Origin of the sequence: Marinomonas primoryensis (assembly GCF_013372285.1) — a bacterium.
Classification (GTDB): domain Bacteria; phylum Pseudomonadota; class Gammaproteobacteria; order Pseudomonadales; family Marinomonadaceae; genus Marinomonas; species Marinomonas primoryensis.
In genome coordinates this window covers 1,967,055-1,980,231 of the sequence record NZ_CP054301.1, presented here as the reverse complement: position 1 = coordinate 1,980,231, position 13,177 = coordinate 1,967,055, and the positions used below count along the sequence as shown (strand labels likewise).

The following is a 13,177-nucleotide window of genomic DNA, read 5'->3' as shown; positions in this document are numbered from 1 at the left end:
TATTATTCAGCAGATTGAGCGTGTAAAACGTCAAATTTATTTTGCAATTCATCATGCTTAGCAGAATAAATCGCTTCTTTTTGGTCAAAAGTATAAGCACCATTTAAGTTAACGCTGGTATCTACTGAAGCGCCCATATTTTCAAGTGTTATACCTAATGCTTCTACGCCGCCTTTTGCGCTCTGAACACGTTCAGTTCCGGTTTCAGCAAAAGCAGCTGTCGTCATTACTGATGCAGCTAATAAAGTAAGAGCAGTTTTAGTAAAAGTTTTCATGCGTATCTCCTTTAGAGATTTAAGTTTTAATAATGTGCGATGCTTAGATTTTAATAAGTCTGTTTCGCTTTGGTGAATACATAATAGCCTTATACTGAGAATAAAAAAGAGCCCATCCCTTGCTTTCACCTTCTTTCCAAATACGACTAAATAAACGTAAAATTGAATAGATATCACATAAAACAGGTAGAAAACTTAATAAATAAGGAAGAAATAGACAAAAACAGGAAGACTAATGAAAAACACGCTATGAAATCGGTGGGGGGACACGCAAAAATTTGCTAATCTACTCATTCTGTTTAGATATGAAAAATTATGACGCCCCTTGCTTTAATAGATAACTTAGAACATTTACCAAATCCGTTTACACAGTTCGACGGGATTGCCTCTCACCTTGCAAAAAACACATTTCAGCTAAAAGATCCTGAGTATCAACGCGATCTTCAGCTCGCTTTGTGTTTTATCTACAGTTACAACGGCTCGCAGGCAACCTTTAACTCATATCGACGAGAAGTAGAACGGTTATTACTTTGGTCATGGAATATAGCGAATTGCCCTTCAACTCAGTTACGACGTGATCAAATCGAAGAATTTATACACTTCTGTGTCGCGCCACCAGAAAACTGGATTGGAACAAAAAATGTGGCTCGTTTTAAGTTACACATGGGGGAAAGAGTGGCGAACAAGGAGTGGCGACCTTTTGTTGCTCATGTCAGTAAATTAGAATTTAAAAATGGCAATACCCCTCAAACCAAACAACACTCTCTATCACAAGCCGCGATTCGCGCCACTTTTTCAATACTGTCGTCTTATTATGGATTTCTTCTGCAAGAAGACGCCGTGCAACAAAACCCTGTGGCGCTTATTCGACAAAAAAGTAAATTTGTAAAAAAAGAAATCACCCGAAAACAAGTCAGACGAATTTCTAACTTGCAATGGGATTATGTTATTGAAACCGCTGAAATACTGGCAGAAGAAGACCCTGCTCATCACGAGCGCACCTTGTTTATCATGAATGCTCTACTGGGTATGTATTTACGGATTTCAGAATTGGTTGCAGATGAAAGATCTGCTCCCGTCATGGGCGACTTCATTAAAGACGCGGATGGTCATTGGTGGTTTAAGGTTCTATCAAAAGGCAACAAAGAGCGATTAATCGCTGTATCCGACGACATGCTAAATGCTTTGATTCGATATCGCCGGTTCCGTGATCTTCCAATGCTGCCCACCATTGCAGAAAACACACCTCTTGTACCAAAAAACAGAGGACAAGGCGCTATGACCAGTTCAAGACAAATAAGAAACATTGTCCAACTCTGCTTTGATAATGCCCATCAACGCATGTGTGAGGATGGTATGAGTGCCGATGCAGACGATTTACGCGTTGCGACGGTTCACTGGTTACGTCACACAGGAATATCGGAAGACGTAAAAACCCGCCCCAAAGAACATGTTCGAGAAGATGCGGGGCATTCCAGTATGGCAACAACGGATAAGTATATAGACACGGAATATCGAGAACGCCACGCTAGCGGACGAAAAAAGACACTGCGTCCACAATAATTAACTACTCGTGAAGCCAATGAGATAGACAAGGTTATTTTGACCAGCGTTCTAGGCTCTTTTCATCATCAACCTTGGCATCTACCCAGTGGCTGTCTGAGCCTTGAGTTTCCTTTTTCCAAAATGCTGCACGGCTTTTTAAATAATCCATAATAAAGTCGCAAGCTTGAAATGCTTCAGCTCGATGTGCCGCACTTACTCCTACAAAAACGATCTGATCGTCGACCGCCAAACACCCTACTCGGTGAACGATGCAAACATCTAATAACGGCCAGCGTGCATTTGCCTCATCCACAATGAGTTGTAAGTTTCGTTCTGTCATTCCAGGATAATGCTCAAGCTCAAAGCGACAGTTTTCTTTGGGTAAAGTCGAAAAATGTCGTACTAACCCAACAAACATTGCAACGGCACCCGTTTTATTTGCTTTTAGTAAACCTTTATACAAGTCATCAACCTGAAAGTCTTCGTGCTGTACCTGTATCATTTAGCCTCCCGTTACTGGTGGAAAGAAAGCCACTTCAATTACCGTCTCAGGAATCCTGTCAGCGTCTCTGGCAAATTCAAAATCAATAGATGATTGTATGCCTTTTTCAAGAAGCGCCTTGCCATTCTCCAATTCCTTCGCCAACTTTTGTTTAAGCTCACCAATAGTTATGGGGAAGTCAAAAGTCACTTGGTAGACGCCTTGTCCTATGGCTTCTTTTAACGATGCAAAAAAAACCACGTTTACCTTAGGCATTATCTTTACTCCAATCGCCACTTTTACCACCCTTCTTTTCAAGCAATGACACATGCTGAATCACAATGCCTTTATCAACCGCTTTACACATATCATAAAGTGTTAGCGCCGCAATACTCGCACCCGTTAATGCCTCCATCTCTACGCCAGTTTTACCGGCCAAAGAACACGTGCATAATACTTCGATTTCACAGTCGCTAATGGTGTTAATGTCGACACTAACCTTGGTCAACATCAGCGGGTGACATAAAGGGATCAAGTCAGACGTTTTTTTGGCAGCTTGAATACCAGCAATACGCGCCGTTGCAAGAACGTCTCCTTTGGGTAACCCGCCTTCCACTATCTTAACCAAAGTAGATGCTTGCATTAACAGCACGGCTCGTGCAGTGGCTGTTCGTTTAGTCGTTTCTTTACCAGAGACATCCACCATATGCGCATGACCCTGTTGATCCAGATGGGTAAGTTTATCGTTCATATAATTTCCAATTATTGTACATATATTACAAATGTCGCCTATATTTTAAGAAAGCCCACACGATTGCAAGCGAAGTCGTTTTAATAACAATAGAAATGTTACCGTCGTTAAGTCTCTTAATGTGGTTATTGTAATTGCATCATCAATAAGGACAATCAGGAATGATGTTTCGATGTGTTTTTCTTTTCCTTCTGATCACCTCACTACCATGGTCACAAAACGCTTTTTCTGTAAAACCGACAAAAGTCACACTTGGTGAACTTCCAACCTTAAAAGAAACATTACTCAGCTCACCACAGGACATACTATTAAGCGATCAATTCGAAGAAAATATATATGGCGAATCCCAAAGCTTTTCAGATTACGCCTATTGGCATAAATTAGTCTTTCCAGAAGTGTCTAAACAACAAAAAAATGAAAATTTCGTTCTTGGATTAAATTATTATGTTATCGAGAACCTTGACTTTTATCTCTTTCATGGAAATCAGCTACAGAAGCATTGGACTAGAGGTGCCTTACAAGATTGGCAGGGCGATACCGAACACTATAATGGAATTTGGATTCCCATCACCTTGTCCAGCGAGAAAAGTACAACGTTGTTAATCCGTAAACAAGGCAATAGCCCCCTTCTCACGCCATTCAAACTGTTTAGTACACAAGAAGCGACAGCGCAAAAAGAAAATAAACTGCTTTTTTGGGTTTTTATCATCAGCAGTTTGCTCATATTACTCGCACACAACATCTTTGTTTTTATCTTGCTAAGACAACCTGGATTTGTTTATTACCTTGGGCTAAATGTCATAATCCTTATTGCCTTGTCTGTTATAACAGGCTTTAGCCGTTGGGTTTTTTCTGAGGAAATCAGTCAGTGGTTGATTCGGAATTTATTTACTGTCTTTGGCATTGGCACGTGGATACTCTATCGATTCAGTGTTCAGTTTCTTAAAGAAGTACAAATACCGTCACCAGATTCGTTTATTCGTAAGTATGGTGATAGCATTTTTATTATTTTCTTACTATTGGTTCAGATAGTGTCAGTTAAAACATCTGCCTCTTTGTTTGCTGCGATAGAAGTGTTTCTTTTTATTGTTTGTACCTATTGGGGAGTCAACGCCTATTTAAAAGGTTTCATAGCCGTACGTTTTTATCTGTTCTCTTGGATAATATTAATGGTTGGCAGCATCCTCAATACCATGATCTTCTGGAAAATTTTGCCTATCAACCCGGTAACAGAAGCTATTCTTCCTGTCTGCAGCCTACTACAACTATTAGGCTTTTCTTTTGCCTTTGCGGATAAAGCCAATCATATCGAGCAAAAACGGCAGCTTCAAGCAATCACAGACCCTTCAACAGGCTTACCAAATCGCACTTATTATTTTGACACCTTGCCATTGCAACTCAATGAAATGAATAAAAATCAGCCCCAATTTGCCTTAATCATGATAGAGATAACCAGCCACCTAAAGCTAAGCCAAGCATTTGGTCCTGCCAAAGCAGACTCGGCTTTATGTGAGGTTATTCTAAGTACCCATCAAAAAATCATCGAAATGGATGGCATATTATCGCTACCATTACCAAATAAAAGCACTAAAAAACTAATGCGTTTAACCTCTAAAAATATTGTTTTGTTGAGCACAACGCCTGATGAAATTAAAGAACAAGTCCAACAAATTCAGCAAATCCTAGACCATCCAACCATCGTCGATAAGGTGCTTTTTCGACATCAATACAAAATCGGCAGCGCCCTTTATCCATCTCAAGGGTCTAACTTAGACAAACTTTACCAAAACGCTCTCATCGCCAGTAACTCTGTGACTTACTCATCAGGGAACTGGGCACCTTTTACTCACAAACTTAAAAGTAATCACGCCCATCAACTTCGCTTGATCACGTTACTTACCGATGATATTAGACAAGAGAAACTCTATTTTGATATTCAGCCACAAGTTAACCTAGCGGATAACCGTATTGTTGGCGGTGAAGTACTGATTCGTTGGAACAATGAACATTTAGGACAAGTATCTCCTGCTGAATTTATCCCTCTGGCAGAGCAAACAGGCCTGATTTATAAGCTTACCGATATGCTACTTGAAAAAGTGTTTCAATGGGCATCATCAAACCCAGTCGCACTTTTAGCACAACGCCTATCGATTAATATTTCAGCCCTTGACCTTCTTCAAGAAAATTTTGCAGAACGAATAAATATCTTACTTCAACAGTACCGATTATCGGCTGAAAAATTCACCATAGAAATTACCGAAACCAGTGTTTTTCAAAACAGTGAGATTGTGGGTCACAACGTCAAAAAGCTTCATAACGCTGGATTTAAGCTGTCTATCGATGACTTTGGTGTGGGTTATAGCTCAATGCAAAATCTTGTTGCACTAGAAATCAACGAACTAAAAATTGATCAATTTTTTGTAATGAATTTAATGACCGACACCCAAAGCCAAACCTTATGCCGAAACATGATCAATTTGAGCAAAGATCTAAACATCATTAGTGTGGCAGAAGGTATTGAATCAGAAGACATTTTGAACTTGTTACGCCAATGGCACTGCCAAGTTGGTCAGGGTTATCACCTTTATCGTCCGATGTCGACGCTTCAATACCTCACTCTTTTAGAAGAAAGGGATCAACCTTTGTCACCATCAATAAATCGTGCATAATGCAGTAAGTCATTCATTCATCTTGTAAAACATGGTTAAGATCTAACATCACATGAGCCTAATAGACGATTATCAGTTGCTGGAAATTCCAACCAATGCCAGCGAGCAGGAAGCAAAAACCGCATTTAGGCGTTTAGCAAGACGTTATCATCCAGATAAAAATCCCGATACAGACACCACAGAACTTTTCCAGTGTCTTCAAGCTGCTTACGAAAACGTTATCAATGCGATACGCCAAGGTGCGCAAGTAAACGATTGGAAACCCTTTAGTTTCACAAAAGAAAATACACAAAGTACTAAAGCAAACAATCGCTATACGCATTTTTCAACGGCCACAGATAAAGAACAAGAAGCCTTTGTAAAAGAACGACAGCGCGCTTACGAAGAAATGAAACGTAATAATGCCCATCAGGAAAAAACGCGTAACGATGCCATCAAAGCAGCTCGAAATACACTTAATGAAAAACGTGTCAAAGCGCTTTATGAAGAAGCGTATAAAGCCTCAAAAAACTTTACGTCTCAAGGCTATCACTACACCGACACTCCAAACGAAAGCCAGACTGATATCCCACCCTATCAGTCCTTTGTTGACGATGATGAAGAATACACGCAAAGACACTACGAGAAGTCCGACGAAAAAGAGCCGATTAGCCAACCAATCCGCCTTGATGCTGCGAAAGCGGCCTTTCGTGCAGCCACTTATATCGCTTTCTTTGCGGCCGGTATTTACAGCACGATTTATTGGCAATCATTACAACAAGAGCCTGTCGTGAACACGCAGAAAAGTGACTATATCAGCGGTTTGTACCCACAGTTTCGAGTTGGCCTTAGCTACACATTAACCAAGACAACGCTCTACGCAGAACCCGATTTATCAAGTGCCATTTTACAAAGCATCCCAATTAAATCCGATCTACAAAGTATCAAAATGCAAGGTGATTGGCTTACTGTTCGATATCAAGGAACAAACGGTTGGGTTCAAGCAAAGAACGTTGGCTATGGTGGTGCGCAAGAAGCCGTACAAACAGGCTGTTTTGGTCAACCAGGAGCGGCACCACGACACGGTGAACTGATTGGTCAAGCCGACGGAAATAGTCGACTTAGAATCCTAAACCAACTGCCAGAACACAGCATGATCACCTTTGAATCCTATGATGGACAAGCACCCTTCTCCATATATTTATATGCAAAGCAAGCCTACGCTGCTAACTACATCCCCAGAGGGCGCTATCGGTTGGTGTTAAAGACTGGATCCCTGTATCATCACGCCTGTAATAAATTCCTCTTTAATGACACAACAAAAGTCATCTTAGACAACGTCGATTTTGCCAGCACCGAGCAATCACTCGCGCTGAAGCCATAATCACACTATTTAATGATACTAAAAAACAATCAACCCTGAGTATTCCACGAGCCATGCTAAGTAACATCCGAATCGTATTAATCAACACTTTCCACCCCGGTAACGTCGGCGCGATTGCCCGAGCAATGAAGAACATGGGATTAACAAATCTCTATCTGGTTGACCCAAATGACTACCCTTCAGAGGAGGCCACCAGCCGAGCCGCTGGCGCGGTAGATCTTCTCGAAAATGCCACGATAGTACCAACACTAGAACAAGCCATTGCTGATTGCAGTCTTGTTATCGGCACCAGTGCTCGTCACCGTACGTTCCAGTTGCCCATTATGAACGCCCGTGAATGTGCGCAAAGTGTTATTCCCGAAGCCGCTGACCACAATGTAGCGATTGTTTTTGGACGTGAAACAACAGGACTTTTGAACGAAGAAATTGCTCAATGCCATCGCCAAGTCTACATTGATGCCAATGACGAATACCCTGTGTTAAATATTTCGCAAGCAGTACAAATTGTGGCGTATGAGATTTGGATGGCAAACCAAAACAAAGAATTTAATCAAAAAGACATACCAGAATACCCACGCAAGAAAGACATGGACCTTTTCTACGAACATTTAGAAGAAACCCTATACGGTATTAACTTCATTGTTCGCAGCCATCCGGGCAAAGTGTTAGATAAGCTGCACCGTTTCTTCAACCGCTCTCGTCCTGAAAAACAAGAGCTTGGAATACTTCGTGGCGTTCTCGCTGCAGTACAGCGAGAAGCAGGACTAACAGAAGCCAACAATCATCCAGAGAAAAAAGCCAAAGACGCGCTAAAAGACAGTCTTAAGGAAGAATAAGTAACTATTTTCCTCTAGAGCTAACATAAAAAAACGCAGCCAATTGGCTGCGTTTTTTATGAGTTAAGATAACACTCAATAGAAAAACATTATTTTTCTGCTCTTCCTGCAAACTTGCGTTCTTCAACATTCACTTTAATACGATCGCCAGTAGAAATATGCTCAGGTACCTGAATAACTGCACCGGTAGACAATGTAGCAGGCTTATTACGAGAGGTTGCAGAAGCTCCTTTAATCGAAGGGTCTGTTTCAACGACTTCAAGCTCAACGTTCGTTGGTAATTCAACAGCAACAGGAGCGTCATTAACCAAAACAACTTGAATGCCAGTAATCTCTTCGTTGATGAATAAAATTTCATCTTCAATAGCCGATTTATTCAGGGTATAAGGCGTGTAGTCTTCGCTGTCCATGAAAACGTATTCATCACCATCTGAATAGGAAAACATAGCAGGTCGACGAATAAGATCTGCAAGATTGATCATGTCTGAATCTTTAAACGATTCGTCTAATTTTCGCCCTGACACCACATCGTACATACGCATACGATAAATGCTACCACCAGCACGCCCCTGCGGAACAGAGCGATCTATGCCTCTCACAATGTATGTTTTGCCGTCGTAATCGACTGCCATGTTTCTTTTAATTTCACTAGCCTTAGGCATTTTTTCTCGTCCTAAAAATAACGTGTTATAAAAACGGAGCTTTTTAATTCGTCCGTGATCCTAATCGACTTCGTAAAAAACCGCCAGAACAAAACGCGTTACATCGAGTCAAAAAACATGATTATTTGTGTTTTATACACAAAATCACCCCTACTAATACGCGGTGTATTTTTTTGCACTGCCTTTTACTTTTTCAATGGGATAGCGTTGTGCGTTTTTGGCCATTTTCTGCTGCGCCGCACCAAACAAATCTATATTTAACTTATCGGCTAATCGAACAGTAAATAACAACACATCAGCCAATTCGTCTTTAACAGCCAGCATCTGTTCATCGTTCAGCTGATAAGAGTCTTCTTCTGACAGCCAGCGAAAACAATCCAGTAGCTCCGCTGTTTCACCGGCCAGTGCCATCGTCAAATTTTTAGGGGAATGGAACTGCTCCCATTCTCGTTCCTCTGCAAACTGACGCATGGCCAATGTTAGCGTTTCTAACGAATCATTTTGTGGCGATGCCATCGATCAGTCATCCACTTTCATGTGCGGGCTCATAATGACCTGATAAATCGGATATAAAATATCCGCACCAAGAATTTTAGCGCGCTCTGGAGACCAACCCACAATTTCATCCGGCAAATTTTGATTGTCTTTGAACGGCATTTCCAGGGTAAAAGACAGACAATTGTAAGTTTCGCCAACCCACTTAGTAGCCACCGTCAGATTCGCCTCGCCAAACTGATCTGGCGTATAACCGATTTTTGTTTGAAAATCAGGACTGACTGCAACAAACATATCCTTGAACAAGGTTTCCATGGCTTCCATACGAGCGTCAAAAGACGGTACGCCTTGGCATCCATCCACAAAATTGACTGGCAACGCTTCATCACCATGAATGTCTAAGAACATATCCACGCCCGTTTCGGCCATTTTCTTTTGTACGGCCAATACTTCAGGGCTAAATTCTTGCGTAGGATTTTTCCACTCACGATTCAGGTTCACGCCTTTAGAGTTCACGCGCAAATTACCATGCACCGCACCGTCTGGGTTCATGTTTGGCACAATGTAAAAACGACACTGATTCAAAAGCGAACGGGAAACCGGATGGGATTCATCAAACAAACGCTCTAATAAACCTTCAACAAACCATTCCGCCATGGTTTCACCTGGATGCTGACGAGCGATAATCCAAATATTCTTCGCTAGACCTTGAGTTTGACTGACTTCCAGTAAAGTAATATCACGACCTTCGGCGGTTTCACCCAAATGATCAGTAATACAATCGTCATGGCTTGCTGCCCAAGAAATCATATCTAAATGTCGTTCATAGCTGTAAGGGGCAAAATACGCGTAGTACACACTGTCCTGCTCTGGTTGGTGAGAAATCACCAATTTACCATCGACGTATTCCGTTGGTACGCGAAACCAATATTCACGATCGTACGACGCGACAGCTTGATAATCCACCCAACCATCTGGGTAAGCGGCATCGCTGGCATTTTCAAATTGAATGACGCATTGTTCACCCATTCCGCCTTGTAATCGAAAATAAAACCACTGAAGGAATTTAGAGTTTGTATCATTAGGGATCTTTACTCTAATATTGTCTGGCTCCGAGGCTTCAATTACGGAGATATTACCGCCATCAAACGCACTACTGATCTTGATTCGGCTGGTCATTTTATTCTTCCTTAACAATCAAACATTGGTTCTAAATTATGGCAAGTTTACCTATATTCATGACGGCTGTCGCCAATTCTTCCGACGAGCCAGCGTTCCCTCTGCTTTTTACTTGGTCTACTCACGAAGCTCAAGTCAAAGAAGTACTGGTTATACCTGACGACGAGTGGCTAGAAAATCACCGTATTGAGCCTAATCCTCACGATCTAGACGAACAACAGCTTCATGAGTTCGGTTTTGAAGCCAGCGATATTTTAGCGGAATGGATCAACGAATTTGATACTGACATCATTTATGGATTAGAGCCTGAGCTCCTCAACCAGTTAGTCGAAGCCACTTACGATATAAAAGGATTGGAACCTAGCTTTGAAGTCCAAAGTATTCACTCTTGGTTCGAAGAGCGCGACGTAAATCTTGATGATGCCGTTGCAGAACAAGGTCAAACTACCCCACTGCACTTACTGCCGCCCGATGAATTGATTATTCAACTACTGCAAATTGCAGCAGAACACGGTTTGATTGACCCTAGTGAAATTCCGATGATTGAACAATAACAATCCATCACCAATCACATATCAAGCTATGAAATACTGAACATCCTTGATAAAAATTGGCTTTTCATTACTCGCCTACTTAGTGTCATAGACACAATCCACGATTCTAACTAGGCGACAGTATGAAAGACTTACTTCCAGACCTATGCGACTTGTATCCAGAACAACTGCAAATCGCTGAACCTATTTTCACCTCGTACGGAAAACGCAGTCACTTTTATGGAGAAGTCGTTACCGTTTCCTGCTTTGAAGACAACAGCCGAGTGCGCGAACTCGTTAACGAAGACGGCAAAGGGAAAGTCATGGTTGTGGATGGTGGCGGAAGCAAAAGACGCGCGTTACTTGGCGACATGCTGGCAGAAAAAGCCGCGAATAATGGCTGGGAAGGTTTTGTTATTTACGGCGCAATACGAGATGTTGCTGCACAAGCCACTTTAAACGTCGGCATTCACGCTTTGTGCGCTCATCCAATGCCAACAGAAAAACGTGGTCTTGGTGATCTAGGTAAAACCTTGTATATGGCGGGCATCGTCATTGCTCAAGGTAATTTTATTTATTGCGATTTAAATGGTATCGCTGTGTCTAAGCAACCGCTTGCCCTCCCTTAAGGAGGGCTCTTTCACTTTAAAGACAGAATACGTACCACCTATAAGGCGGCCAAGGTATGAGTGAATAAGCTACGTACACCGTTTACTAACATCTGCACGGACATCATCAACAACAACATTCCCATCAAACGTTCTAACGCCGCCAACCCTTTCTCTCTCAACACGCGATTCAGCAAAGGCGCCATCGCCAAAATAACGACCGAAATGCCCCATGCAGCACCTACCGAGATCAGCAAGTCTTGCTGATCATTTGGGTAGCTCTTAACCATCACCAATAACGTCGCCAAAGTGGAAGGGCCTGCCAGCATTGGAATGGAAATGGGCACAATAAAAGGCTCTATTACGGGGCCAGCCTCTTTGGTGTAGGGCGAAGGAAAAATCATCTTCAAAGCAATCACAAACAACACCACGCCACCAGCAATGGAAATAGACTCTGTTTCCAAATGCAACAGCGCTAAAAATTCTGCCCCAAAAAACAAAAAACACACCAGAATGATCAAGCCGATTAATCCATCACGCAACACAATCTGGTATTGGCGCTTCTGTGGCACACCCTTCATCACAGACAACAAGATAGGAATATTGCCAAACGGATCAATGACGAATAAAAATAATAAGGTGGCAGATAGAATGGAGAACTCGGTGCTCATTAGATACTCAGGTTAAAATTTAAAGAAAAATGAAGGGTTCAAGTTTAATGCATAACGGTTAATGTCGATAGCCAAGACGTTTTTATCTAAAGGCCTTTTTTATCTAACCTTTCATGAACATCGCCATCAGCAAAAACAAACTGAGTCATTGCGCTAGCGCGACATAAAAATCTATTCGAAAAAGCCTTTTTTTAGTACTCTTTGCACCTTCCTATTCTTTTGTTGCTAATACATCTCCTATGCTGAAATTCACCCGTGTTGTTTTATCTATTCTTTTAGTGAGCTCATTTCAGTTAGTGTTTGCAGCACCAGATTTTGTGATGATTAAAGCGCAGGCCAAATTGTCGGACGACACTTATCTTGCTGCGGAGAACATGACTGCACTTCTAAAAGATCAAGGGCAAACTTTGGTTCATCAAGCGACCTTTATTAACTCTCAAGTCAGTTACTTATTAAGCGAAAAGGATGGCGTGCAGACCCTTGCGATTCGCGGTACGGCGAATCTTGAAAACGTCATGCTGAATCTGAATGTGTCTTTGCTTCCTGACGCCAAACTGGACATTATGCTGCATCAAGGTTTTGCCTATGCCGCGAAAGCGGTTTACAAGGATGTGAAGCCTTACCTTGTAGCAGGAAAGCCGATTCAAATAACCGGACACAGTTTAGGAGGGGCTATTGCTGTCATTGTAGCCATGTATCTGAAAATGGACGATTACCCACTCACCAATGTCGTGACGTTCGGACAACCAAAAGTGACCAACGTATCAGGCGCAGAAAGATTCGCAGGCTTGCCTCTGACCAGAATCGTTACACTGCAAGACATCGTGCCTTTGGTTCCGCCCTTAAGCCCATTGCAGATTCAGGAGTTGGACATTTATTGGCACTTAGGGGAAGAAGTCATTTTGATGAGAAACAATAAATTTTCCATTACGAGCGGGATCAAAAGTATGTTACGAGCCACCAAGTTCACTTCGGCTATACCAAGTGAGCAAAACCTAACGGCCCATAAAATGACAACGTATCTTGAGTTAGTCAATGCGTTGACTAAAAAATCCACCGAAGTGCCTTATAAAATGCAGATCAGTCTGTTTGGGTTTTCACTGGAATAA

15 protein-coding genes are annotated in these 13,177 nt (G+C 41.9%); 7 read left to right on the top strand and 8 right to left on the bottom strand.

Annotated elements, in window-relative coordinates; all coding sequences use genetic code 11:
• Positions 1-2 precede the first annotated feature (2 nt).
• Positions 3-275, bottom strand: a complete 273-nt coding sequence (locus MP3633_RS09065; RefSeq protein ID WP_176335304.1) for a hypothetical protein — start codon at positions 273-275, stop codon at positions 3-5.
• Positions 276-590: 315 nt separating this feature from the next.
• On the opposite strand from MP3633_RS09065, the gene MP3633_RS09060 reads away from it, so the two are divergent.
• Positions 591-1,838, top strand: coding sequence for a tyrosine-type recombinase/integrase (locus tag MP3633_RS09060; protein WP_112138920.1), 1,248 nt, complete (start codon positions 591-593; stop codon positions 1,836-1,838).
• Positions 1,839-1,872: 34 nt separating this feature from the next.
• Here MP3633_RS09060 and MP3633_RS09055 read toward each other — a convergent pair whose 3' ends face one another.
• The 3 genes from MP3633_RS09055 to moaC are packed head-to-tail and all read right to left on the bottom strand — an operon-like array spanning position 1,873 to position 3,052.
• Positions 1,873-2,322 carry a molybdenum cofactor biosynthesis protein MoaE gene (locus MP3633_RS09055; RefSeq protein ID WP_176335303.1) on the bottom strand — a complete coding sequence of 150 codons (450 nt, stop codon included), beginning with the start codon at positions 2,320-2,322 and terminating at the stop codon, positions 1,873-1,875.
• On the bottom strand, positions 2,323-2,577 hold the full coding sequence (locus MP3633_RS09050; RefSeq protein WP_112138923.1) for a MoaD/ThiS family protein: 255 nt from the start codon (positions 2,575-2,577) through the stop codon (positions 2,323-2,325).
• Positions 2,570-3,052 (bottom strand): cyclic pyranopterin monophosphate synthase MoaC, encoded by a 483-nt coding sequence (gene moaC / locus MP3633_RS09045; protein WP_176335302.1) that lies wholly within the window; start codon positions 3,050-3,052, stop codon positions 2,570-2,572. Before moaC ends, MP3633_RS09050 begins: the two co-directional genes overlap by 8 nt.
• 161 nt (positions 3,053-3,213) lie before the next feature.
• Here moaC and MP3633_RS09040 point away from each other — a divergent pair, with 161 nt between their 5' ends.
• Genes MP3633_RS09040 through trmJ form a run of 3 tightly spaced genes read left to right on the top strand, consistent with a single transcriptional unit; the run spans position 3,214 to position 7,920 of the window.
• A complete protein-coding gene (locus MP3633_RS09040) occupies positions 3,214-5,721 on the top strand; it encodes an EAL domain-containing protein (RefSeq protein WP_176335301.1) in 2,508 nt (835 codons plus the stop codon).
• A 52-nt stretch (positions 5,722-5,773) separates the two neighbouring features.
• Positions 5,774-7,084 (top strand): J domain-containing protein, encoded by a 1,311-nt coding sequence (locus tag MP3633_RS09035; protein ID WP_176335300.1) that lies wholly within the window; start codon positions 5,774-5,776, stop codon positions 7,082-7,084.
• Between the two features lie 53 nt (positions 7,085-7,137).
• Entirely contained in the window at positions 7,138-7,920 is a 783-nt protein-coding gene (gene trmJ / locus MP3633_RS09030) for a tRNA (cytosine(32)/uridine(32)-2'-O)-methyltransferase TrmJ (RefSeq protein ID WP_176335299.1), read from the top strand.
• 89 nt (positions 7,921-8,009) lie between these two features.
• Here the strand turns inward: trmJ and efpL are convergent, their stop codons facing one another.
• From efpL to MP3633_RS09015, 3 genes are all read right to left on the bottom strand, one after another.
• Positions 8,010-8,582, bottom strand: a complete 573-nt coding sequence (efpL, locus tag MP3633_RS09025) for an elongation factor P-like protein EfpL (RefSeq protein WP_112138935.1) — start codon at positions 8,580-8,582, stop codon at positions 8,010-8,012.
• Between the two features lie 153 nt (positions 8,583-8,735).
• A complete protein-coding gene (locus tag MP3633_RS09020) occupies positions 8,736-9,098 on the bottom strand; it encodes a nucleotide pyrophosphohydrolase (protein WP_176335298.1) in 363 nt (120 codons plus the stop codon).
• 3 nt (positions 9,099-9,101) lie between these two features.
• Positions 9,102-10,256, bottom strand: a complete 1,155-nt coding sequence (locus tag MP3633_RS09015) for a M14 family metallopeptidase (protein WP_176335297.1) — start codon at positions 10,254-10,256, stop codon at positions 9,102-9,104.
• Between the two features lie 38 nt (positions 10,257-10,294).
• On the opposite strand from MP3633_RS09015, the gene MP3633_RS09010 reads away from it, so the two are divergent.
• Positions 10,295-10,810 (top strand): hypothetical protein, encoded by a 516-nt coding sequence (locus MP3633_RS09010; RefSeq protein WP_112138939.1) that lies wholly within the window; start codon positions 10,295-10,297, stop codon positions 10,808-10,810.
• A 122-nt stretch (positions 10,811-10,932) separates the two neighbouring features.
• Positions 10,933-11,418, top strand: a complete 486-nt coding sequence (locus MP3633_RS09005; protein ID WP_176335296.1) for a putative 4-hydroxy-4-methyl-2-oxoglutarate aldolase — start codon at positions 10,933-10,935, stop codon at positions 11,416-11,418.
• Between the two features lie 38 nt (positions 11,419-11,456).
• Here the strand turns inward: MP3633_RS09005 and MP3633_RS09000 are convergent, their stop codons facing one another.
• Positions 11,457-12,068 carry a MarC family protein gene (locus MP3633_RS09000; protein ID WP_176335295.1) on the bottom strand — a complete coding sequence of 204 codons (612 nt, stop codon included), beginning with the start codon at positions 12,066-12,068 and terminating at the stop codon, positions 11,457-11,459.
• A 239-nt stretch (positions 12,069-12,307) separates the two neighbouring features.
• Between MP3633_RS09000 and MP3633_RS08995 the strand changes: the two genes are divergently transcribed.
• Positions 12,308-13,177, top strand: a complete 870-nt coding sequence (locus tag MP3633_RS08995) for a lipase family protein (protein ID WP_176335294.1) — start codon at positions 12,308-12,310, stop codon at positions 13,175-13,177.

What these genes read in the sequence shown, in the direction of transcription:
- MP3633_RS09055 (WP_176335303.1), bottom strand. Translation starts at nt 2,322, where the DNA reads ATGATACAGGTACAGCACGAAGACTTTCAGGTTGATGACTTGTATAAA.
- MP3633_RS09035 (WP_176335300.1), top strand. Translation starts at nt 5,774, where the DNA reads ATGAGCCTAATAGACGATTATCAGTTGCTGGAAATTCCAACCAATGCC.
- efpL (WP_112138935.1), bottom strand. Translation starts at nt 8,582, where the DNA reads ATGCCTAAGGCTAGTGAAATTAAAAGAAACATGGCAGTCGATTACGAC.
- MP3633_RS09020 (WP_176335298.1), bottom strand. Translation starts at nt 9,098, where the DNA reads ATGGCATCGCCACAAAATGATTCGTTAGAAACGCTAACATTGGCCATG.
- moaC (WP_176335302.1), bottom strand. Translation starts at nt 3,052, where the DNA reads ATGAACGATAAACTTACCCATCTGGATCAACAGGGTCATGCGCATATG.
- MP3633_RS09010 (WP_112138939.1), top strand. Translation starts at nt 10,295, where the DNA reads ATGGCAAGTTTACCTATATTCATGACGGCTGTCGCCAATTCTTCCGAC.
- MP3633_RS09060 (WP_112138920.1), top strand. Translation starts at nt 591, where the DNA reads ATGACGCCCCTTGCTTTAATAGATAACTTAGAACATTTACCAAATCCG.
- MP3633_RS09015 (WP_176335297.1), bottom strand. Translation starts at nt 10,256, where the DNA reads ATGACCAGCCGAATCAAGATCAGTAGTGCGTTTGATGGCGGTAATATC.
- MP3633_RS09040 (WP_176335301.1), top strand. Translation starts at nt 3,214, where the DNA reads ATGATGTTTCGATGTGTTTTTCTTTTCCTTCTGATCACCTCACTACCA.
- MP3633_RS09000 (WP_176335295.1), bottom strand. Translation starts at nt 12,068, where the DNA reads ATGAGCACCGAGTTCTCCATTCTATCTGCCACCTTATTATTTTTATTC.
- MP3633_RS09005 (WP_176335296.1), top strand. Translation starts at nt 10,933, where the DNA reads ATGAAAGACTTACTTCCAGACCTATGCGACTTGTATCCAGAACAACTG.
- MP3633_RS09050 (WP_112138923.1), bottom strand. Translation starts at nt 2,577, where the DNA reads ATGCCTAAGGTAAACGTGGTTTTTTTTGCATCGTTAAAAGAAGCCATA.
- trmJ (WP_176335299.1), top strand. Translation starts at nt 7,138, where the DNA reads ATGCTAAGTAACATCCGAATCGTATTAATCAACACTTTCCACCCCGGT.
- MP3633_RS08995 (WP_176335294.1), top strand. Translation starts at nt 12,308, where the DNA reads ATGCTGAAATTCACCCGTGTTGTTTTATCTATTCTTTTAGTGAGCTCA.
- MP3633_RS09065 (WP_176335304.1), bottom strand. Translation starts at nt 275, where the DNA reads ATGAAAACTTTTACTAAAACTGCTCTTACTTTATTAGCTGCATCAGTA.